The 21,781-nt window shown below is 54.5% G+C and carries 19 protein-coding genes; 6 read left to right on the top strand and 13 right to left on the bottom strand.

Translation table 11 applies throughout. The features are described 5' to 3' along the window. The gene (locus tag C1N69_RS10365) at window positions 1-192 is read right to left on the bottom strand and encodes a YnbE family lipoprotein (RefSeq protein WP_059385316.1); all 192 of its coding nucleotides are present in this window, start codon (window positions 190-192) and stop codon (window positions 1-3) included. Further along, window positions 189-2,828, bottom strand: a complete 2,640-nt coding sequence (locus tag C1N69_RS10360; protein ID WP_059385315.1) for a YdbH family protein — start codon at window positions 2,826-2,828, stop codon at window positions 189-191. Before C1N69_RS10360 ends, C1N69_RS10365 begins: the two co-directional genes overlap by 4 nt. Window positions 2,829-3,038: 210 nt before the next feature. On the opposite strand from C1N69_RS10360, the gene C1N69_RS10355 reads away from it, so the two are divergent. Then, on the top strand, window positions 3,039-4,028 hold the full coding sequence (locus C1N69_RS10355; protein ID WP_025757986.1) for a 2-hydroxyacid dehydrogenase: 990 nt from the start codon (window positions 3,039-3,041) through the stop codon (window positions 4,026-4,028). 19 nt (window positions 4,029-4,047) lie between these two features. Here the strand turns inward: C1N69_RS10355 and C1N69_RS10350 are convergent, their stop codons facing one another. The 5 genes from C1N69_RS10350 to dcp all read right to left on the bottom strand — a co-directional run bounded on the left by C1N69_RS10350 (window position 4,048) and on the right by dcp (window position 11,976). Continuing rightward, window positions 4,048-5,253, bottom strand: a complete 1,206-nt coding sequence (locus tag C1N69_RS10350) for an MFS transporter (RefSeq protein ID WP_155031116.1) — start codon at window positions 5,251-5,253, stop codon at window positions 4,048-4,050. A 94-nt stretch (window positions 5,254-5,347) separates the two neighbouring features. Continuing rightward, window positions 5,348-7,954, bottom strand: coding sequence for a bifunctional diguanylate cyclase/phosphodiesterase (locus C1N69_RS10345; protein WP_155031919.1), 2,607 nt, complete (start codon window positions 7,952-7,954; stop codon window positions 5,348-5,350). 365 nt (window positions 7,955-8,319) lie between these two features. Next, window positions 8,320-8,616: a DUF6966 domain-containing protein gene (locus C1N69_RS10340; RefSeq protein ID WP_095440743.1), complete on the bottom strand. Its 297-nt coding sequence runs from the start codon at window positions 8,614-8,616 to the stop codon at window positions 8,320-8,322. Next, on the bottom strand, window positions 8,613-9,764 hold the full coding sequence (locus C1N69_RS10335) for a DUF8093 domain-containing protein (protein WP_095440744.1): 1,152 nt from the start codon (window positions 9,762-9,764) through the stop codon (window positions 8,613-8,615). Before C1N69_RS10335 ends, C1N69_RS10340 begins: the two co-directional genes overlap by 4 nt. 178 nt (window positions 9,765-9,942) lie before the next feature. Next, entirely contained in the window at window positions 9,943-11,976 is a 2,034-nt protein-coding gene (gene dcp / locus C1N69_RS10330) for a peptidyl-dipeptidase Dcp (RefSeq protein WP_155031115.1), read from the bottom strand. A 129-nt stretch (window positions 11,977-12,105) separates the two neighbouring features. Between dcp and ydfG the strand changes: the two genes are divergently transcribed. The 3 genes from ydfG (at window position 12,106) to ydfZ (ending at window position 14,072) form a co-directional block, all read left to right on the top strand. Next, a complete protein-coding gene (gene ydfG / locus C1N69_RS10325; protein ID WP_025757989.1) occupies window positions 12,106-12,852 on the top strand; it encodes a bifunctional NADP-dependent 3-hydroxy acid dehydrogenase/3-hydroxypropionate dehydrogenase YdfG in 747 nt (248 codons plus the stop codon). 91 nt (window positions 12,853-12,943) lie between these two features. Then, complete coding sequence (locus C1N69_RS10320) at window positions 12,944-13,630, top strand: GntR family transcriptional regulator (RefSeq protein WP_025757990.1); 687 nt, start codon at window positions 12,944-12,946, stop codon at window positions 13,628-13,630. A gap of 238 nt (window positions 13,631-13,868) precedes the next feature. Then, window positions 13,869-14,072 carry a putative selenium delivery protein YdfZ gene (gene ydfZ / locus C1N69_RS10315; protein ID WP_025757991.1) on the top strand — a complete coding sequence of 68 codons (204 nt, stop codon included), beginning with the start codon at window positions 13,869-13,871 and terminating at the stop codon, window positions 14,070-14,072. Between the two features lie 43 nt (window positions 14,073-14,115). Here ydfZ and C1N69_RS10310 read toward each other — a convergent pair whose 3' ends face one another. From C1N69_RS10310 to C1N69_RS10290, 5 genes are all read right to left on the bottom strand, one after another. Then, window positions 14,116-15,579: a mannitol dehydrogenase family protein gene (locus C1N69_RS10310; protein WP_155031114.1), complete on the bottom strand. Its 1,464-nt coding sequence runs from the start codon at window positions 15,577-15,579 to the stop codon at window positions 14,116-14,118. Between the two features lie 219 nt (window positions 15,580-15,798). Beyond that, a complete protein-coding gene (locus C1N69_RS10305; RefSeq protein WP_155031113.1) occupies window positions 15,799-17,166 on the bottom strand; it encodes an MFS transporter in 1,368 nt (455 codons plus the stop codon). Window positions 17,167-17,239: 73 nt separating this feature from the next. After that, window positions 17,240-18,259: a Zn-dependent oxidoreductase gene (locus tag C1N69_RS10300; RefSeq protein ID WP_155031112.1), complete on the bottom strand. Its 1,020-nt coding sequence runs from the start codon at window positions 18,257-18,259 to the stop codon at window positions 17,240-17,242. A 14-nt stretch (window positions 18,260-18,273) separates the two neighbouring features. Then, window positions 18,274-19,488: a D-mannonate dehydratase ManD gene (manD, locus tag C1N69_RS10295; protein ID WP_047958474.1), complete on the bottom strand. Its 1,215-nt coding sequence runs from the start codon at window positions 19,486-19,488 to the stop codon at window positions 18,274-18,276. Window positions 19,489-19,599: 111 nt separating this feature from the next. Next, window positions 19,600-19,926, bottom strand: a complete 327-nt coding sequence (locus C1N69_RS10290) for a YnfA family protein (RefSeq protein ID WP_045284860.1) — start codon at window positions 19,924-19,926, stop codon at window positions 19,600-19,602. Between the two features lie 152 nt (window positions 19,927-20,078). Between C1N69_RS10290 and C1N69_RS10285 the strand changes: the two genes are divergently transcribed. After that, window positions 20,079-20,417, top strand: a complete 339-nt coding sequence (locus C1N69_RS10285) for a DUF1283 family protein (RefSeq protein WP_008502414.1) — start codon at window positions 20,079-20,081, stop codon at window positions 20,415-20,417. Next, the gene (gene speG / locus C1N69_RS10280; RefSeq protein ID WP_155031111.1) at window positions 20,417-20,977 is read left to right on the top strand and encodes a spermidine N1-acetyltransferase; all 561 of its coding nucleotides are present in this window, start codon (window positions 20,417-20,419) and stop codon (window positions 20,975-20,977) included. The genes C1N69_RS10285 and speG overlap by 1 nt, the downstream gene beginning before the upstream one ends. Window positions 20,978-20,994: 17 nt before the next feature. On the opposite strand, the gene C1N69_RS10275 is transcribed toward speG, so the two are convergent. Next, entirely contained in the window at window positions 20,995-21,705 is a 711-nt protein-coding gene (locus C1N69_RS10275) for a YnfC family lipoprotein (protein WP_155031110.1), read from the bottom strand. Window positions 21,706-21,781: the final 76 nt, after the last annotated feature.

Raw genomic sequence — 21,781 nt, 5'->3', positions numbered from 1 at the left:
TCAGAACAGATCGCTGCGCGATTTCAGCAGATTTTCAACGTCTTTATCGACTTTTATATGGATCTCATGTTCGATTTTGACGTTCATGTTGATGGTAATCGGCTCTTTTGGCGCGGCGACTTCAATACGCGGCGTACAGCCAGTCAGTAGCGCGGCAGCGGCAACGGTGAGCACACCAGCCCTCTTTTTCATTGTTGTTCCTCACTTTCCTTGCCAGTCGAACTGCGGGGCGCAGGTATCGCCGTATGTTGCTCAAACCAGGTTTGCAGGTTGTCGCCAAAACGCAGGCTGCGCCAGAGAGTAAAGACATTCTCGTCATGGGTATAGTTCAGATTGACGGAGCTGCTTTTGCCCTCCACGCGGCTGGTCCCCTTGATGGTCGCCTGCATGGTTAATTCACCCAGGTTATCTAAATTGATTCTCGTCCACGAACGTGAAATTTCCATATAGCGGAGCCAGTTAATCGCGGCACCCGCCACCATATTATCTTTAACGATGGCGTCTGCCGTATCTTTGTCGATGCGCAGCGTCATGGGCCCCGGGTTGGTCAGCCAGCCATCTTTAATGATCCACTTTTCATTGTCCAGCCAGAACGGCAGCGCTCCGCTGACCGGGCCAGACATGGCAAACTGTTTCGGATTGACGGCACTAATCAGCTCGCTGGAGGAGATATTGTCCACACGCAACAGGGCCGGATCGTGCTGCGGCATCCGCAACTGCTGCATGGTGATCTTCCCGCCGAGGGTTTCCACCTTCACGTTGGTGAGCAGCAGCGGATTGTCCTCGGTCCAGGGATAGTCCCCCTGCAAATCCGCGGTAATGTTGCGCGCGGTGATCAGGTTTTCCACTTCGCCAATGCGCAACGTCACCGGTCCGCGGGTCCCCAACGACCAGGTCCCCTCGCTGAAGCGGAACGGCAGCACAAAATCGACGCCGTTAATCTGGTTATCCGGCATCCAGGCGCTGCCGGATTTCAGTACGCCGTGCCCGCCGGCCTCAAAACCCTGATCGGCCGCCGCCGAGAAGGCAACCTGGGCATAGAGCTCCCCGTCGCGCAGGGTCATTTTCCAGTCTGGCGGGATCAGCGGCTGGAAGACGGTGAGCGACTGTTTTGGCCACCAGGCCTGCCCGCGAAGACGCTCCCCGTCCCAGCGGCCGTTGACCTGTACCGGACCGATGTTGTCCGCACGAAGATCGCCTTTGAACTGGAAAATCGTCGGGTCGCTGCCGTCGACACTGAAGGTCAGAACCGACGGCGGCAACACGCTGCCGCCGGAGAAACGGGTCTGTCCGGCATTGAGCGACAACGCGCCGCTGAAGGTCGGTTTTTCGGGGTCACGGAACCAGCGCACCGGTTGATCCAGCACCATGCGTGGCTTGCTGACCTCCATCGTGCCGTATTGAAGCTTGTCAAAACCGGTGGAGAGCGCCGTCAGTTCGATAAGGTTGTCGCGCCACTCGCCTTTCCCGGCGACATCCCAGCGGGCATGCATCGGCGTAAAGCCGCCTTTCCCCCAGTAGCGCCACTGCCACAGGCCATTGTCAGGTAAAAAGTCGTTTGCCTGACCGTCGAGGTGGAGCTCAAAATCCCCCATTTCGTTTTCATGGGCGCGCAGAATAGCCTGTAAACGGCCGTCCACGCCCTTCTGCGTGAGCTTCACGCCCGCCAGCGGCCAGCGGATTTCATCGATATCGAGCGAGTCAATGATGCGCCCGCGCGAGCGGAGCAGCGCGCCCGGCTCAAAGGCGAGCTGCGGTTCATACAGGCTGCCGGTCAGTTTTGCCGGCAGTCTGGCGTAGAGAATAAGATCGTTCTGTTTCGCCTCACCGCTCAGGTGCAGCGGCATGTCGCTGTTCTCCATGCTGAGTCTGCCGGGCCCAATATTCAGTACCGCGTTGCCTTTCCCGGCGTCGCCGTGGGTCAGCACATTCAGTCGACCGGTCAGGGTGGCCTTCTCCAGCCCCTGCTGCCAGTTGTCGGCACGAAGCGAAACGCGTCCGCTCAGCGGCATGCCGGAGAGCGCCCAGTTCCAGCGTCCATCACTGATGTTCAGCTGCTCAGCGGTGATCTGCCACGGCAGGTCAAGGAGCGGTTCGGGGTTATCCCGTGCCATCACCACCAGTTGCCCCTGATTGTCTTCCCAGTCCAGATCGGCATCGACCAGGGTCGTTAGCTGTGGCACGTTAAAGGTCGCCACCGCATGGCCCTTCACCGGCACGCCATCCGGCACCAGCGGCAGCGTGAACTCGCCCACCAGCTTAACAGGCTGCGGCTGGTCAGGAAGCTGCACATCGAACTGGGTAACGGAGAGCGTCTGCCCGCGAAGTGTCCCCTTAATGCTGACCTGCTCGCCTTTATAGGCGATCTCCTGTCTTGCCGGGGTCAGCGACGCGTTAAGTTCCCCCTGCCACTGCTGCCAGGGTGAAAGCGTCAGACGGTGAATGGTAAGCCAGGTATTCGGTAATACCGCCTGCCACTGGGCCAGCGTTTTCGGGGCAACCGTTGACGGTGCGGACTCGGGAATCTTGCTCAGACAGACGGCGTTGAGATCGAGTGCGCCGATATCCAGCTTCCAGCGGCTGGGATGTGACAGCGTCACGTTATCGATACGGGCTATCTCGCAGTCTTCCACCAGATAGCGGAGATCGGGGATCACCAACGCGTGACGAGTGAGCTTCGGGCTCTCTTCGAACGCGATACGCGTCCCGACGGGTAGCCAGATCCCGGCGAGCGTCGGTACCCACTGGGCGAGCGTCATCAGCAGCGTCAGCGGCAACAATATGAACAGCAGTAAAAGCGCAAGTGCGGCTTTGTATTTACCCTTCATGGGCAGTTAATATCCTGATTTAGCGAAAGAATTAAGCCGGCAGTGCCGATCATTGTCGCATGTTTGGCCAGTCAGTTGAAGGAAATGCCATTTTTAAGGATAGATGCTCTAGAATAATTAACAGAACTTATTGAATTCAATAATATTTTATAAATTGTAAGATAATTTTAATCATGCTAACGTGAATGCAAAATCACTGGAGAAAGTCTTATGAAACTCGCGGTATATAGCACAAAGCAGTACGACAAAAAGTATCTGCAACATGTTAACGAGGCTTACGGGTTTGAGCTTGAATTTTTCGACTTTCTGCTGTCCGAAAAAACCGCCAAAACGGCGCACGGGTGTGAAGGTGTCTGCATTTTTGTAAACGATGACGGCAGTCGTCCGGTGCTGGAGGAGTTAAAAAAACAGGGGGTGAAATACATCGCCCTGCGCTGTGCGGGCTTTAATAATGTGGATCTCGATGCAGCCAAAGAGCTGGGTCTGAAGGTGGTTCGCGTGCCGGCGTACTCTCCGGAAGCGGTGGCGGAACATGCGATTGGCATGATGATGTCCCTCAACCGTCGTATTCACCGTGCTTATCAGCGTACCCGTGACGCCAACTTCTCGCTGGAAGGCCTGACCGGCTTTACCATGTACGGCAAAACCGCTGGCGTGATCGGGACCGGTAAAATTGGCGTCGCCGCCCTGCGGATTCTGAAAGGCTTTGGCATGCGTCTGCTGGCGTTTGATCCGTACCCAAGCGCGGCTGCGCTGGATCTGGGCGTGGAGTACGTTGACCTGCCAACCCTGTTCTCGCAGTCTGACGTCATCTCCCTGCACTGCCCGCTGACGCCGGAAAACTACCACTTGCTTAACCAGGCGGCATTCGACCAGATGAAAGACGGCGTAATGATCATCAACACCAGCCGCGGCGGGCTGGTTGACTCTCAGGCCGCTATCGAAGCGCTGAAAACCCAGAAAATTGGCGCACTGGGGATGGACGTCTATGAGAACGAACGCGATCTGTTCTTCGAAGACAAGTCGAATGACGTGATCCAGGACGACGTGTTCCGTCGCCTCTCCGCCTGCCATAACGTGCTGTTTACCGGACACCAGGCGTTTCTGACCGCCGAAGCGCTGATCAGCATCTCGGAAACGACGCTCGGGAATTTGCAGCAGCTGGAAAAAGGTGAAACCTGCCCTAACGAACTGGCTTAAATCTCACGCCGGGTGGCGTCTACACTTCACCCGGCGCGTTCGTTTCCCAGCTACGGTGGGCAAAACGCCACCACAGCAGTACGCCCATCAGCGCAATCGCGCTTAATACACTGAATGCCGTCGCAAACGAGTAATGCCCGGCGATCGTACCGGTTAATGCCGGACTCATGGCTGCCCCCACACCCTGCATCAGCATCACGACACTCTGCCCGGCATTGACGTGCCCGCTTCCGCGCAGCAGCACCACGATAAACGACGGTACCACGACCCCCAAAATGCCGGCGGCCAGACCGTCGAGAATTTGTACCGGGATCATCATGAACGGTGCGTCCGTGCTTGCTGCTAGCGCCGCACGTACCGGCATCACCAGCAGCGCCAGCATAATTAACCGCCAGTAGCCGTAGTGTTCTATCCGGCGTGCGCTCCAGATGGCGACGGGGATCATCACGGCCTGTGAGATGATGACGGTACCCGCCGCATACAAACCGGGGTTGATCGAGGCGGGTGCCGCTGCAACCCGCATGCTCAGCATCGGCAGCAGCGCGGCATTCGCCAGGTGGAACAGCAGAAGCGTCAGTCCGGTCACAAACAGCGCCCGGTTTTTCATCAGCACCGCAAAGCCGGGAACCGGCACGCTCCCTGAAGATGACAGCCCCCGCGCGGCATTGTTGTCGATATCGCCGTTGCGAATGGCCAGCAGCGCACAGAGCGTGAGCAGCGTCGTACAGGTCATCAGCAGGAAAATCCCGCCGACGCCCCAGTACCAGGCAATGCCGCCTGCCATCAGCGCGGTGACAAAGTTTCCGCCGTGATTGAGCGCTTCATTTCTGCCCATCTGCGCGCTGAAGCCGTTCTGGCCGGTCAGCCCCAGCGTAATGCCGGCGATCAACGGCCCGACAAATGCCGCACAAATACCGGTGATAATTTGCGAAATGGCGACCACGCTGCTCTGCTGGCTAAACCAGAGCAGAAGCGTGCTCAGGGTGATCAGCAGGCAGAGCAGCGCCAGCACGGCACGTTTGTTCCTGGAAGTGTCAGTAATAAATCCTGCCGGTAGCGTGGCCAGTAATCCTGCCAGCCCACCGGCCGTCATCAGTATGCCGATATTGTCCGGGGACCAGTGACGCTCGGTCAGAAAAATACCGAGAAATGGCCCGAGGCCATCGCGAACATCCGCAATAAAAAAACTGGTCAGGCATAATGCCCGCAGCGAACGAAGAGACATACTTCCTGCCTTTGTCTGTTATCGCCTGAAAAAATGAAAATGTAGTATAGCGGGTATTTTTGACAATCAGCGTCTCGCGGGTTGTTCAATACTATCAATTCATTGTATGGCCCAGGCTATACGCACTTAATACCGCTGCGTTTACATTTAAGTCCGCAATGGCAGACGGTTTCCCGAGTAAGTACCCCTGCACTTCATCACACTTATTTTTCATGAGGAAAGTGAGCTGTTCGAGGGTTTCCACACCTTCTGCGGTGATCTCCATGGAATAGGCCTTGCCCAGATCGATGATTTTCTCAACGACAGCCTGGTTTTGCGGTGAATCGCCTAACGTAAAAATAAAGCTTTTGTCGAGCTTGAGCCCATCAAACTGAAACTTCCGCAGATAGCTCAGCGAGGCATAGCCGGTACCGAAATCATCAATCAGAATGCGAACGCCCATTTTTTTGAGGGCCTTCATGGTCTGCAGAGTTTTTTCTGGATCGGAAAGCGTGACATTCTCGGTCACTTCGATTTCCAGCCGCTGGGCTTCGAGCCCGGTGTCATGAAGAATATCTTTAATTCTTTCGGCGAGATCGCTTGCCTGGAATTCAATCGCAGAAATATTGACCGATACCGATAATCCTGGCAAGAAAGCTTGCGCATCCAGACACGCTTTGCGAATAACCCAGTTGCTGAGACTAATAATAAGCCCGGTTTCTTCAGCCAGCGGGATAAACTGATCGGGCATCATGTTTCCGCGTTCCGGGTGCTGCCAACGAACCAGGGCTTCCACGGCCTCGATTTTAGAATATCGGAGGCTATAACGCGGCTGATAAACCAGAGAGAGCTGGTCCTCGCGAATCGCAGTTCTGAGCTCTAATTCCAGTTTTCTGCGTTCAGTCAGCTTTTCCGACATATCCGGGCGATAATAAACCCATCTGTTTCTACCGGATTGTTTCGCCTGATAAAGGGCAATATCCGCAAAGCGTAAAAGATCGTTTGCGCTGCTGCTGTCCTGTGGCGCCATTGCAATCCCCATGCTGACGCCTATTGCCACATCGTTGCCATCAATGGTGAAAGGACGGTTGAGTTCTTCCACGATACGTTGACACACCTCTTCAATCTGCTCTTTTTGACTGATGTTGCCGAGGAGCAGCATAAATTCATCGCCCCCTTGTCGGGCGACAAAATCCCCGTCACGAACACAATGTTTAAGACGCGAGGCGACCTCGCCAAGCAGGGCATCCCCTGTGGAATGGCCAAAAATATCATTGACGGGTTTAAACTTGTCTAAATCCAGGCAAATCATGGCGAAGGGATAATGATTAACGCCTTCTTTCGCTAACTGGCCCGCCAGAAACTCCTTAATATGGTACCGGTTCGGGAGGCCTGTTAATTCATCATGCCGTGACAGGAACTCCACGCGTTTAGTGGCTTCCACTTCCAGAGAAACATCGGTTGCCGCACCGCGCAATACAACAGTGCCATCCGGCTGAGTCGAAAATTTAGCCAGCAGCGTGCAATACGCGGTGGCATGTTGATAGTTCTTATAAGGGCAGTTCTTAAATTCGAAGCGCCCTGTTAACGCATGGCCCGTTACAGGCTTATTAAAACTGCCTCTGGTCGAAGGAAAGAGTTCATCCAACCGGCGACCGATCCATTGACTCTGATCGTATCCTGTGACGGTGGAAAAACGGCCGGACAGCCATGTTATTTTTAACGATAAATCGGTTTCCCAGAACCAGTCGCTGGTGGTTTCACTGACGTCCCGGAAGCGTTTTTCGCTCGTGATAAGATTCAATCTTGCCTTCTCAAGCAGAAATGTATTTTCGTCATGCATTCTCGCCTTGTGCATAATATGGCGCATGAGGATGACCATCATCGAAATTGTCAAAAGTACTGACAGGATCATTAACGGCAAAAAATAGATGATCAACGCCTGACCGGGGTTTTCACTGTCCCAGATAATGTCCACATCACCATTTTGGGTGCGTAGAGTAAATGCGGTCTGGTTATTTGCCTCAGCCTTTTCTTTATTAAGGGAAGCGCGTACATTATTTATTCCGGCATCCTGCCCTATCGTCAGCAGTTTTTTAGCCGTTAATTTATCAATAAACACCATGACTGATGGCTTACCCGGTGAGGGTTGTACACTCGGATCATCGCCCGTTGTTATCCATTCGGCTGAAACAATGGCGGGGACGGAATGGATAAGCGTGAGCATGGAGACCGGCAGTCCATTTTTCAGGCTAAGCTCATGGAGTAAACGCGCTTTCGTAGGTTTATCTAACCAGCTTTCCAGTTCTTCACGTTTCAGTTTCCCGTCAAGCACGCTGTAACGCGTGGTCCCTTCCGCTGAGATAACAAACACCCCTTCGTAACCAAAGTTGTCGTACAGGGACTTACCCAGATTCTGCTTATCCCATGCCCAGTGAAGGTCAATTTTCTGATGAAGATGTTTATAGACATCGCCCCACTCGGCATTGTCTTTAAGATGACTTCGCATGCTTTCCTGGCGAGTCTCTAACGCTTTTTTTAATAAAAATTCATCGTGTTGGTCGCTGATTTGGTTAACATTGTTTTTTATTATTAGCAAGGAAACGATTGCCGCAATGAAAATACTTATCAATAACGTAACGACATAGGTAAAGGTTTTATTTATCAGCCTTTTAGAATTTTCGGTATCCGTAAAGCCAGGAGTGTTCAGAGGTAGGGTCATCATTCGCCTTCTTAACTGCTCTTACGTCATGTTTTATGCCATCTTCGGTTATCGGCATAAAACAAGAAAATTTTAGCGTTAAAACCTGACACTAAAGAATATTTGTTTTCCCTAATCAAGATCAAATGATTAATCATTAACTATTTTGCAAACTCTACACTGTTTATAAAACATGCCGTGCAGAATGACTTTATTTCGCATAAATTTAATTTAAATATAAGGTTTGTTGGCGGGAAATAGGATATTACTTTGTCGGTGCCATTCCAGACTTCAGACCAGGTATAAAAAAACCGGGCGTAAAGCCCGGCTCTGTTTTCAGGCAACCCGGGTTCTACGCACTCAACCCGCGATTCTCCAGCATCCGTTCAATCTGCGGATCGTGTCCGCGCCAGGATCTCTGCCTTTATCATGCTATATAACTTATCCTGCAACTCACTAAGTGTATTGTTTTCTGTTCGCAACATTTTGCCATTGTTTTGCAATATTAAATCGTTAAAGGAACCAGCCCCTCCAAAGACCGACCTGATGCCTGACAAGGCTTGATCATAATCAGAGTCCAAATGCTCACGAAAATAAATGAGTTTCTTTGACCAAACATCCTCATGACATTCCATAAGCAAATCAATGATTTGAGTAAGTAATATTTTAATATCTGATTTCATTTTAACCCCCCAAAATTAACAGTCTCCACACCAGGAATTTCCCAAGGCGCCGGAATGACTACTTGCTCAGTACCACCCGGAAAAATATCAGACTGGTAACCCACCTGGCCAACATAAACCTTCGATCCCGCAGGGATTTTCGTCTCATAATAATTATCTATCACGGATTCCGAACCGTCTGGCCATTTAGGTAACACAGCCTTATCAATACGTGTTTGTAGTACCCCTAAAGGTCTTTCATAGCTGAAAAACCGACCTAATTCAGTTCCACTTTGACCACCTCTATAAAACGTGGTGTCCTGGGACAACGTTATTTCCTTGTAAACTCCACCAGAGAATGTTTCAGCAAAACGCTCACTTAATGGGCCGGGCTTTATCATCGAGTATTCCCCCTCGACTTTTCCCAAAACATGGAGATCGTTAATTTCACTAACAGCCCCTAATCGACCAAGGCCAAGACCTGCAACAACAGAAGCACCAGCAATGATTAGCCCTTTGTTGTCTATTACCTGATCGTAACCTGCTGGCGCATCGCCGCCAAGCTGCTGTGCGGTCTGATGAAATCCCGCTACGTTGCCGTTGTAGATGCCGCCCGCTGCAAGAAGCCTTCCCGCGGCTTTGCTGTTGATGGTTTTCGCTGCTTGCGCGCGCTGTATCGGGGTGTCGGAATAGTGCTGTTTAACGGTCGGCGCGGGCTTTCTGCCCTGGTGTTCGTTCAGGCTGTACTCGTAAATCCGGTGCACTTCCTGCGGGAAACTCTCACTGTAGGTGTTCATGAAACAGTCATAAACCAGATTACTGTCGTCATCAAAGAAGAACGGATTGCGGTACTTATCCCACTTTTCTTCCGTATTCACACCGATCATCCAGCCGTGCTCGAGATTCCATTTCACTTCATCATAGAGTCCGTCATATTCGGTACGAAACTTACGTTTATAGGGCTGCGTCGCGTGGCGGTTGAGAACGCCTTGTCGTCGTTTCGGAACGCTGTTACGGCGAAGGGGGTTACGCTGGTAGTCGTATTCCAGGTAATCCAGTTCGTAAAATATGCTCGCCATCTCCAGTGCTTCTCGTGGCGTGAGGATGAACTGAATATCATCCGGCGCCAGTGTTCGCTGGGCTTCCCATTTCATATAGAGCGTGAACATCCTGTTTATGCCTTTCCCATTTAAAATACAGGGATTTTCCGACTGTAATGACGAAAAATCAATCATTCAGGAAGGTCAGATTACATTATTGGTTCTGCAGCGAAGATATTTTGGACATGAGACCAGGTATAAAAAAACCGGGCGTAAAGCCCGGCTCTGTTTTCAGGCAACCCGTGTTCTATGCACTCAACCCGCGATTCTCCAGCATCGGTTCGATCTGCGGATCGTGTCCGCGCCAGTTACGATACAGTTCCGCTAAATCCGTGCTGTTCCCGCGAGACAAAATCGCTTCGCGGAATTTTTGTCCGTTCTCACGCGTTAAGCCGCCCTGTTCGACAAACCACTGGTAGCCATCATCCGCGAGCATTTGCGTCCACAGGTAGGCGTAATACCCCGCCGCGTAGCCGCCACCAAAAATATGGGCAAAATAGCTGCTGCGATAGCGCGGCGGTACAGCGGGCAGATCCAGCCCCTCTTTCTGCAACGCTGCCGTTTCAAATGCGTCAACGTCAGAAACGGCCTCACTGATGCCGTGCCAGTTCATGTCCAGCAGCGCGGCGCTCAGCAGTTCCGTCATATCATAGCCCTTGTTGAAATGCGTCGCGTTGAGCATGCTTTCCCGCAGCGCGTCCGGCATCGGTTCGCCGGTTTCGTAGTGGCGCGCATAGTGCGTAAACACCTGCGGATGGCTGGCCCAGTGCTCATTGATTTGCGACGGGAATTCAACAAAATCACGCGGGGTATTGGTGCCGGAGAGCGTGGCGAAACGCTGGCTGGCAAAAAGGCCGTGCAGAGTATGGCCAAACTCGTGGAAGAGCGTTATCACATCATCCCAGGAGAGGAGCGCGACACCGCCGTTCGCCGGTTTTTGGTAGTTACAGACATTATAGATAACCGGACGGGCCGCAAACTCGTACGATTGTTCGACGAAATTGCCCATCCAGGCGCCGCCCTGCTTGGAATCGCGCGCGAAGAAGTCGCCGTAAAACAGCGCCATGCCCTCACCGGTGTGGTCGAAAATTTCCCATACGCGAACGTCCGGGTGATAAACCGGGATATCGAAGCGCTCGACGAAGCGGATGCCAAACAGCTGGCTGGCCGCCCAGAACACACCATCCTGCAGCATGGTATTGAGCGCAAAATAAGGCCTGATTTGCGACTCATCGAGGGCATATTTTGCCTGGCGCACGCGCTCCGCATGAAAGGCCCAGTCCCACGCCTGCACTATAAAACCAGCCTGCTCGTCATCAATCACTTTCTGAATATCGGCCTGCTCGCGCTCCGCGCGGGCGCGGGCGGCAGGCACAATACCGCGCATAAAGGCCAGCGCGGCGTCAGGGGTTTTCGCCATCTGATCCGCGGTACTCCAGCTGGCGTAATCCTCAAAGCCCAACAGGCGAGCCTGACGGGCACGCAGCGCCGTGAGACGAAGGATCAGCTCACGGGTGTCGTTTTCATCCCCTTTCTGGGTACGTGTCCAGCCAGCCCTGAAGAGATTTTCACGCGTCTGACGATTGCGCAGCGCTGCCAGCGCGGGCTGCTGGGTAGTGTTCAGAAGCGGGATCAGCCAGCGATCGTTAAGCCCTCTCTCTGCGGCTGCCTGTGCCGCGTCCGCGATCTCCGTTGCGCTGAGCCCGTCAAGCTGGTGCGCATAATCCACCACCAGCCCACCGGTCTTATCGGCAGCCAGCAGACGTTGATTAAACTGGCTGGTCAGAGAGGCTGCCTCGGTATTCAGCGCCTTCAGCTCGGCTTTTTCTGTCTCATTCAGACGCGCCCCGGCCAGTATAAACCGCTGATACGTCTCCTCGACCAGCCGCCGGGATTCGGCGTCCAGCGCGGCACGGTCCTGCCAGACGCTCTCGACGCGGGCGAAGAGCGTATCATTCAGCCAGATATCGTTCGCCAGCGCGGCAAGTTCGGTGGAGAACTGTTCCTCCAGTTCCTGCAGATACGCGTTGGTGTGCGCGGAGGTCATGGCGAAGAAAACGCTGCTGACGCGCGTGAGCATGACGCCACTTTTTTCCAGCGCCAGCACGGTGTTATTGAAATCTGGCGCAGCGTGCTGAGCGACAATGGCCTCAATGTCCGCCCGCTTCTGGCGAAGCGCTTCATCGAAAGCCGGGCGATAGTGGCTGTCGTTGATTTCATCAAAACGGGGCGCCTGGTAAGGCAACAGACTGATGTCAAAAAAAGGATTGGTGGCCGCCATCTTTCACTCCTGAGTACGGGTTTCTTCCCAGAGTAGCCCCTGCAACGCTGTCATACAAATGTTGCCTTAACGCTCCCTCTGCGACCATGCTATGTTAGTACAACACAAAAAGCGTTGAGGAACAGTGAGATGATTATTTTAGTTACCGGGGCAACGGCAGGTTTTGGTGAAAGCATCACGCGTCGCTTCGTCGCCAACGGGCACAAGGTTATTGCGACCGGGCGCCGCCAGGAACGTTTGCAGGAGCTGAAAGACGAATTAGGCGACAGCATCCTGACCGCGCAGCTCGATGTGCGTAACCGCGCTGCCATTGAAGAGATGATTGCCAACCTGCCCGCTGAATGGCGCGCCATCGACGTGCTGGTCAACAATGCTGGTCTGGCGCTGGGCATGGAGCCCGCCCACAAAGCCAGCGTAGAAGACTGGGAAAACATGATCGACACCAACAACAAAGGGCTGGTCTACATGACCCGCGCGGTGTTGCCGGGGATGGTTGAGCGTAACCGTGGCCATATTATCAATATCGGCTCAACGGCCGGGAGCTGGCCTTACGCGGGCGGCAACGTTTATGGCGCGACGAAAGCGTTTGTACGCCAGTTCAGCCTTAACCTGCGCACCGATCTGCACGGCACCGCCATTCGTGTGACCGATATCGAGCCGGGTCTGGTGGGCGGCACCGAATTTTCCAATGTCCGTTTCAAAGGCGATGACGCGAAGGCAGATAAGACCTACGAAAATGCTAACGCGCTGACGCCGGAAGATGTCACAGAAACAGTCTGGTGGGTGGCGACGCTGCCAAAACACGTCAATATCAATACTGTCGAAATGATGCCCGTCAGCCAGAGTTTTGCCGGACTGAACGTCCATCGCGGCTAACCGTGCCCTTCCCGGCCTGCGGGCCGGGTCTGTTTCGGGTTATAAAAGAATGGTAGTATGTTCGGGCTAACTCTCTGAGAAATGACAACTCATGGCCGCTGAATCGCAACTTAATCCCACCCAGCCCGTCAACCAGCAAATCTATCGCATTTTGCGACGCGATATTGTTCATTGCCTGATCCCACCGGGAACACCGCTTTCCGAAAAAGAGGTCTCCGTGCGGTTTGACGTCTCCCGGCAGCCGGTGCGTGAAGCGTTTATTAAGCTTGCGGAAAACGGTCTGATTCAGATCCGTCCCCAGCGCGGCAGTTACGTGAATAAAATTTCACTTTCTCAGGTTCGCAACGGATGTTTCGTTCGTCAGGCCATTGAATGCGCGGTGGCGCGTCGTGCTGCAACGCTTATCAACGACAACCAGTGTTACCTGCTGGAGCAGAATCTGCATCAGCAGCGTATTGCGATTGACCGTAAACAGCTGAATGACTTCTTCCAGCTCGATGATGAATTCCACCAGAAACTGGCGCAGATTGCGGATTGCCAACTCGCCTGGGACACTATCGAAAACATCAAAGCCACCATCGATCGCGTGCGGTATATGAGTCTCGATCACGTCTCGCCACCGGAAATGTTGCTCCGACAGCATCACGATATTTTCAGCGCGCTCGAAAAACGCGACCCGGACGCTGTGGAAAAAGCAATGACGCTGCATCTGCAGGAAATTAGCGAATCGGTGCAGCTTATCCGTCAGGAAAATAGCGAGTGGTTTAGCGAAGAGTAACATTCGCCGCCCCTTACGGGTGCGGCGAGTCATGCGTTGTCCTGCCTGGTTTTATTCCATCCAATGACGTTCGCGCTATATTCCCCTCTCTGCGATCGCTGCTCCTGCGAAATAAAGAAAAAAGTGTGAGTTTGATCAAAAACAAAAAACTGACCTGCGGACAGGCGTATTTATATGCCCCGTGAACGGCGTACCAGAAATAACGCCGTAACGACCAGGTTAGAGAGGAGAAAATACCATGATGACATACGACCGTAACCGCAATGCAATCACTACTGGCAGCCGCGTCATGATTAGTGGCACAAACCAGTTCGGCGTGATTAAAGCGATCCACAGTGACGGCCTCAATGCCGAGCAGGTGCGTCGTAGCAAAACCGTGGAAGTGGAAGGATGTGAAGGTAAGTTCGAACCGATTGAGCTGATTCGTCTGGGGATGCACTAACCTGTGTCCCTGCATGCCGCCGCGAACGGCGGCATGTGCTGAACTACCGTTGCGACACGAACTGCGCCACGGTCGCTTTGACGCCCTTCTGCAGTAACGTCTGATATGCCTTCATCACCGCATCCACAAAGTCAGCGTCCTGCGGTAACGCTTTACCGAAGATAGCCTCAATACCGAGCAGCGCATGCACCCGGCTTTCTCCTTCTGCACTGCCCTTCACCGCCGCCTGAATGACCGCCAGCTGCGGATCGCTCACCTCAATGGCCTTGCCCTGCTCATCCACGCCGCCGACATAGCGCATCCAGCCGGCAACCCCCAGCGCCAGCAGCGGGAAAGGCTTCCGGTGCGCCAGATGCCAGCGCACGGAATCAAGCATCCGCTGCGGGAGCTTCTGGCTACCGTCCATCGCGATTTGCCACGTACGGTGACGCAGGGCCGGGTTGCTGTAGCGGGCGATCAGCAGATCGGCATAGCGACCTAAATCGACGCCTTTCACTTTCAGGGTTGGCGCCTGTTCGCCGATCATCAGCGCGTGCGCGGCGACGCGGTAGTTCTCGTCTTCCATACACTCGTTGATATGTTGATACCCGGCCAGATACCCCAGATACGCCAGGAACGAGTGGCTGCCGTTGAGCATGCGCAGCTTCATCTCTTCAAACGGAATGACGTCAGCAACCAGCTCGGCACCGGCTTTTTCCCACTCAGGACGACCGGCGACAAAGTTATCTTCTATTACCCACTGGCGGAACGGTTCGCAGGCCACCGCTGCAGGATCGCGAACGCCGGTCAGTTGCTCGATTTTATCCAGCGTATCGGGCGTGACCGCGGGCACGATGCGATCCACCATCGTTGACGGGAAGGTGACGTGGGTTTCGATCCAGTCCGCCAGCTCAGCGTCAACCGCCCGGGCGTAAGCGCAGGTGACGCTGCGCATCACATGGCCGTTCTCCGGCATGTTGTCGCACGACATCACACTAAATGCCGGCAGACCCGCCGCTTTGCGGCGCGCCAGCGCTTCTACCACCACACCCGGCGCGGATTTTGGCTGGTGCGGGTTTTGCAGGTCGGCGACGATAAACGGGTGATCGAGCATCAGTTGTCCGGTCGCCGGGGAATGGCAGTACCCTTTCTCGGTGATGGTCAGTGAGACAATCGCCACCTGCGGTTCGCACATTGCTGCCAGCACGCTCTCCAGCCCGTCAACCTGCGCATGCAGCGCCTTTTTGACTACGCCAACCACGCGGGAGATCCATGCATCGGCGGACATTTCCGCCACCGTATAGAGGTTATCCTGCGCGTTCAGATCGGCGATCTGCTGCTCGCCGCCAATCAGGTTAACCTCGCAGTAGCCCCAGTCGCTGCCCTGTTCTGCCGCGAGTATGTCGGCATACACCGCCTGATGCGCCCGGTGAAAAGCGCCAAACCCTAAATGAACGATGCGTGCTTTGAGGCTGTCGCGATCGTACTGAGGCAGCGTCGCGTGGGCCTGCAATAACTTGTTTTCCATGATTTAGACTCGTTAATTAGAACGCTGTGGAGCGCTGCCGCATGTTGTTAAACGGCAGCGCCTGCTGACTACACCAACTAGAATGGCAGTTGGGGTAAACCATAACTGCCATCAACCATACTGATACTGCCGTTCGAGGTTTTGATTTATATTAACTTTTGCGCATGTGGTGTGACATAAAGAGAAAGTTGTGTGATATCTCACGAAAGATATAAACCACTAACGGCGCGAGGAGAGCGCTCCGTAACCAACAGTCTCTTCTGACACCGTCTCCGCCGCGTCTTGCGCCGCGCTCAAATCACGGTCGCGCACTTCTGGCATCAGGATTGCCGAGACCAGCCCGATCGCGGAATAGGCCACCAGCATGGCAACAATCGGCCACCAGGAGCCGGTCATATTACAGAAGATCCCCGCCAGTACCGGACCAAAACCTACTGCCACCAGACCACCCGCCTCTTTTGAGATAGCCATGCGGGTAAAGCGATTTCGCGAGCCAAACATCTCCGCCATGGTGATATTTTCCAGCGCAAACAGCCCCAGTACGGCGAAATTGTGGATAACGATAATCGAGAGCATGATCGTCCCCGGCGCGTAGCTTTTGTCGACGATGATCGACAGCATCGGATACGCGAGAAGAATGGCGGAGATATTGAGGATTATGTACGGCAGCCGACGGCCCACTTTATCGGAAAGCCAGCCCAGCAGCGGAATGGAGATAAACCCAAGAATGGAGCTGATCATCAGCGCATCGGTCGGGATGGCTTTATCGAACAGCAGTGTCTGAACCAGATAACCCGCCAGGAACGTCTGAATCAGGCCTGAATTCCCCGCCTGACCAAAGCGCAGGCCGGTCGCCAGCCAGAAGGATTTGCTTTTCACCATCGAGCCCAGCGAGGTGTCCGGCATCGCGGTTTCTTCTTCGTTAACTTTCTCAAACACCGGGCTCTCTTTCAGGTTCATACGGAGCCAGATGGCAAAGATCATCACCACAACGCTTGCAAGGAACGGCACGCGCCAGCCCCAGGCGAGCAGCTGTTCACGGTCAAGGGCGAAGAACATAATGGCCCAGATAGCCGTTGCGCTCAGCGTCCCGCAGTTGGTGCCCATCGCCACCAGCGAGGAGATAATGCCGCGTTTACCTTTCGGCGCGTACTCCGCAAGCATCGTCCCCGCTCCGGAGATCTCCGCCCCGGCACCCAGTCCCTGAATAATGCGCAGCGTCACCAGCAGAACGGGGGCGAAAATCCCTATCTGGGCATAGGTCGGCAGTACGCCAATCAGCGTGGTGCAGATCCCCATCATGGTAATGGTGATAAACAGCACCTTCTTACGGCCAATGCTGTCGCCCATGCGTCCGAAGATAAAGGCCCCAACGATACGCGCAATATAACCTGCGCCGTAGGTGCCCATCGCCAGGATCAATGCCATCGCGGCGGATTGTTCCGGGAAGAAGATCTCATGGAAAACCAGGGCGGCTCCCAGTGAGTAAAGCTGGAAGTCCATAAATTCGAGCGCGGTGCCCAGCCAGCCGGAAACGGCGGCTTTCACCAGATCGGAGGTGGTTCTTTGAGGTTGTACTTGCGTCATAATGGCTATCTCTGAAAGGTAAGATGCGTACCACTTAGCGCCTGTCTGCGCAGGCGCTTAACCGCGTAAATGATTATTGCCCGAACGTGAGCAAGACTTTGCAGCACTGCCGCTGGTCTTTTTCAAACAGTTCAATGGCGTCTGTAACGTGGTGATAGTCAAAGGTATGGATGATCAGTTTTTCCGGGTCGATCAGCCCTTTTTCCAGCCAGTCGATGACGACCGGGAATTTGTTGGCATTCAGGCGCGAGGAGAAGATCGCCAGCTCTTTGCCGGTAATGCCCTGCTGAACAATCTGGCTCGGCTCGCTGGAGAAGCCCATCAGCACAATGCGCGCCGCCGGAGAGGCCAGGGTTATCGCTTCCTGCAGAATCGACGGATGACAGGCAGCATCAATGATTAATGTCGGCCTGATGCCTTTTTCGTCCAGCGCGACCTGCAACGACTGCTTGCCGTTATTGAAGACCCAGTCCGCGCCGCTGCGCTGCGCCATTGCAAGGCGTTCATCTATACGGTCAACCACGATAACCTGCTTCACCTTATAGACGCCCTTCAGCGCCTGTACGGTGACCAGCCCCATCGGGCCTGCGCCATAGATCAGCGCAACGTCCTGTTCAGTGGGATTGGCCTGCCCCGTCACGTTGGCAGCAATGGTGAAGGGCTCAACCATGACGGCATGGTTATCCGGGATCGCATCCGGAATGGGCCAGGCATTTTTAGCGGGCACTGTCGCATATTCGCTAAAACCGCCGTCACGGTGTACGCCCAGTACCACCAGCGAGGTGCAGACGTTCGGTTTCCCGACGGAGCACGGATAGCAGTGCCCGCAGCTGATCACCGGGTCGACGGAGACGCGCTGGCCCAGGCGGGCGCTGTCTACACCCTCGCCCACGGCGTCGATCACGCCGAAAAACTCATGGCCGATCACGCGCGGATACTTCGCAAACGGGTTGTGCCCGCGGTAGATGTGGCTGTCTGAACCGCAGATGCCGGCCAGCCGGATGTTAACGCGGACCTCACCTGCGCCCGGCTCCGGGAGAGGACGCTCTTCAAGCACCAGTTCGTTCGGTTGTTGAATCACTACGCTTTTCATCGTTAGCTCCTCCATTACCAGTTCCACAGCGTACCGTCTTCGAGACGGGCCACCGGCAGATAGGCGGGATCGTAGGGGTATTTCGCGGCCAGTTTTTCATCAAATTCGATGCCCAGCCCCGGCTTATCGCCCGGATGCATATAGCCGTTATCGAAACGCCAGCTGTGCGGGAAGACTTCCAGCATCTGTTCGGAGTAGCCCATGTACTCCTGTACGCCAAAGTTCGGCACCCACAGGTCGAAATGCAGCGCGGCGGCATGACACACAGGCGACAGATCCGATGGGCCATGTGAACCGGTACGTACCTGGTAGAGCGAGGCGAAGTCCGCGATGCGACGCATCCCGGTGATCCCGCCCGCATGGGTAAGGGTGGTACGGATATAGTCGATAAGCTGCTCTTCAATGAGCTGCTTGCAGTCCCAGATGCTGTTAAACACCTCGCCCACCGCAATCGGCGTAACGGTATGCTGGCGGATAAGGCGGAAGCAGGCCTGATTTTCCGCGGGCGTAGGGTCTTCCATCCAGAACATGCGGAATTCTTCAATGCTCTTGCCAAAACGGGCCGCTTCAATCGGCGTCAGGCGGTGGTGCATATCGTGCAGAAGATGTTCATTAAAGCCGAACTGGCTGCGCACCGCATCGAACAACTTCGGCGTGAAATCGAGGTATTTCTCGGTGGACCAGAGCTGCTCTTCCGGCCAGTCGCCTTTGGTCGCAGGCTCGTAGGCCAGCCCTTTCCCTTTGGCCATGCCGTAGGTGGTTTTCATGCCCGGCACGCCGCACTGCACGCGGATCGCCCTGAAGCCCATCTCTTTATGACGGGCGTAATCTTCCAGCACGTCATCAATGGTGTGCCCGGTGGTGTGGCAATAGACCATCACCCCTTCCCGGGACGCGCCGCCCAGCAGCTGGTACAGAGGCATGTTGGCGGCTTTGGCTTTGATGTCCCACAGCGCCATATCCACCGCGGAGATAGCCGACATGGTGACCGGGCCACGACGCCAGTAGGCGCCTTTATAGAAAAACTGCCAGATATCTTCAATGCGGTGCGCATCGCGGCCGATCAACTGGGGGCAAAGGTGATCCTTCAGGTAAGAGGCCACGGACAGCTCGCGTCCGTTCAGCGTGGCATCGCCCAGACCGACGATCCCCTCATCGGTGGTGATTTTTAAGGTGACAAAGTTACGTCCCGGACAGGTCACAAATACTTCAGCCCCGACAATCTTCATAATTCCTTTCCTTACATCGCGTGTTGTGATGTGGGAAATTTACGCAACTGAGCTACTACCATACAAGTATGATGATCAAAATATCCGCGAAGGATCACAAAACTGGGGCGCTCAGGCGCGCCCCCATCCTGCGACAATAATCAGCATGCCGCAAAGGGCTACCAGCGCCCCGGCCCAGTCGTATGCGCTGAGTTTGACGCCATCTACCACCCGTAACCACAGCAGCGCGGTGCAGACATAAACACCGCCGTAAGCCGCATAGACGCGACCGCTGGCCGCCGGATGCAACGTTAATAACCAGACAAACAGCGCCAGCGCGACCCCGGCCGGGATCAGCAACAATGCGCTTCCCCCCTTCTTCAGCCAGAGCCAGGGCAGGAAGCAGCCGATGATTTCGCATAGCGCGGTGGCAAAAAAAAGCAGCGTTGTTTTAAGCATGTTTCACTTCAGGTGAGGATTCATTTAGACATGATACCTGATGATGCCCTTTACTTTTCCATACTTGCCCCGCGGGTATGCCGTCATTTCGCTTTAGTGTAGAATCTGTACGGGGTAACTTGATTATCTGCACCCATTTAAAAGGAAACGCTATGACCACATTAAGCAAACGCCTTTGTCTGACAGCCCTGCTGGCGCTGTCATCGTTCGCCTTTGCCGCCTCTGCGACAGCGGAAACCAGCAAACTCATCATTGAGTCTGGTGACAGCGCGCAAAGCCGCCAGAACGCCGCCATGGACAAAGAACAATGGAATGACACCCGCAGCCTTCGCCAGAAGGTCAACAAACGTGCCGAAAAAGAGTGGGACAAAGAAGATGTCGCCTTTGACGCGCGCGATAAGTGTCAGCAAAGCGCAAACGTCAACGCCTACTGGGAGCCTAATACCCTGCGCTGCCTGGATCGCCGCACTGGCCGTACGGTAGCCCCATAATGTCGGCGCCCTGTGACGTAAAACTTCGTCCGCTGGAGCGTGAAGACCTGCGCTTTGTCCACCAGCTCGACAACAATGCCAGCGTGATGCGCTACTGGTTTGAAGAGCCCTACGAGGCGTTTGTCGAGCTGTCCGATCTTTACGACAAGCACATTCACGATCAGAGTGAGCGTCGTTTTGTGGTGGAGTGCGAAGGCGAAAAAGCCGGTCTTGTGGAGCTGGTTGAGATCAACCACGTTCACCGCCGGGCGGAGTTCCAGATCATTATTTCCCCTGAGCATCAGGGTAAAGGCCTTGCCTCACGGGCGGCGAAGCTGGCAATGGATTACGGATTCAACGTTCTGAATCTCTACAAGCTTTACCTGATTGTGGATAAAGAGAACGAGAAAGCGATCCATATCTACCGCAAGCTGGGCTTTAAGGTGGAAGGCGAGCTGATTCACGAGTTCTTTATCAACGGTGAATACCGTAACACCATCCGCATGTGCATTTTCCAGCATCAGCACCTGGCCGGTCACAAACCGTCAGGCGCCAGCCTGCTGAAACCGACCGCGCAGTAACCTGCGCGGTTTTATTCTCAGTAGTATTCAATCGTATTTTTGATGGTGTATTTGCGCTCAACGGCGGGCTTGACGCTATCGTCCGTGATGATCAGGTCGCAGCTTACCGGGTTGTTGTGTCGGTCGTAGTCGCAGCTCTGCTTCACGTTACCCAGCGGTTTGTCGTTCAACATGCTGACTGCCGAGTAGTCCATTCTTTTGCGCAGATCCTTAGACGGTGTCGACTGGACGGACAGATGCTGATCCCCGGAGATGGTGGTTTTGCCCAGCGGGTAGCCATCGGCATCGTAGCGATACTTCACTTCCATCTCTTTGCCGTGGGCCGCCACCACAAACCCGTTGTCGTCGGTATCCCACGTCACCCCGGCTGACGGCAGTTCGGCCAGCTGGCATTTCCCCTGCAGCTTCACTTTTCGCTGCTGGGTTTCCGCATCGAGGTAGTAATTGGCATCCAGTACCAGCGCCACGCCGGTATTGGCCTCCAGGTCGTGCAGCTCCAGCGTATCAAAACACCCTTCTGCCGATACGGTGCCGGTGACCCGTTTGGACACTTCGCCCTTCTCGTTGAACAGGGTCTGGGTAAAGTCTTTAACCGGGCCGCGCAGGGGATCGAAATCAAACTCGTTGGAAAAACTCGCCATCTCAGGCGTAAACGACAGCGGCGCGGTGCTGTTATCGCATCCCACCAGTGCTGCTGCCAGTAGCGTTATCGCTGCGTATTTCTTCACATTCATTTCCGTACAGGGAGATTATTCCCAATCATATTAGCAAATACAGTTGTTTACACGAAGCCTGCTAAAATTA

The sequence above is a fragment of the Enterobacter sichuanensis genome (genome assembly GCF_009036245.1).
In the GTDB taxonomy this organism is placed as follows: domain Bacteria; phylum Pseudomonadota; class Gammaproteobacteria; order Enterobacterales; family Enterobacteriaceae; genus Enterobacter; species Enterobacter sichuanensis.
Note: the sequence above shows the minus strand (reverse complement) of the source record. Positions and strands in the feature narration are given on the sequence as shown.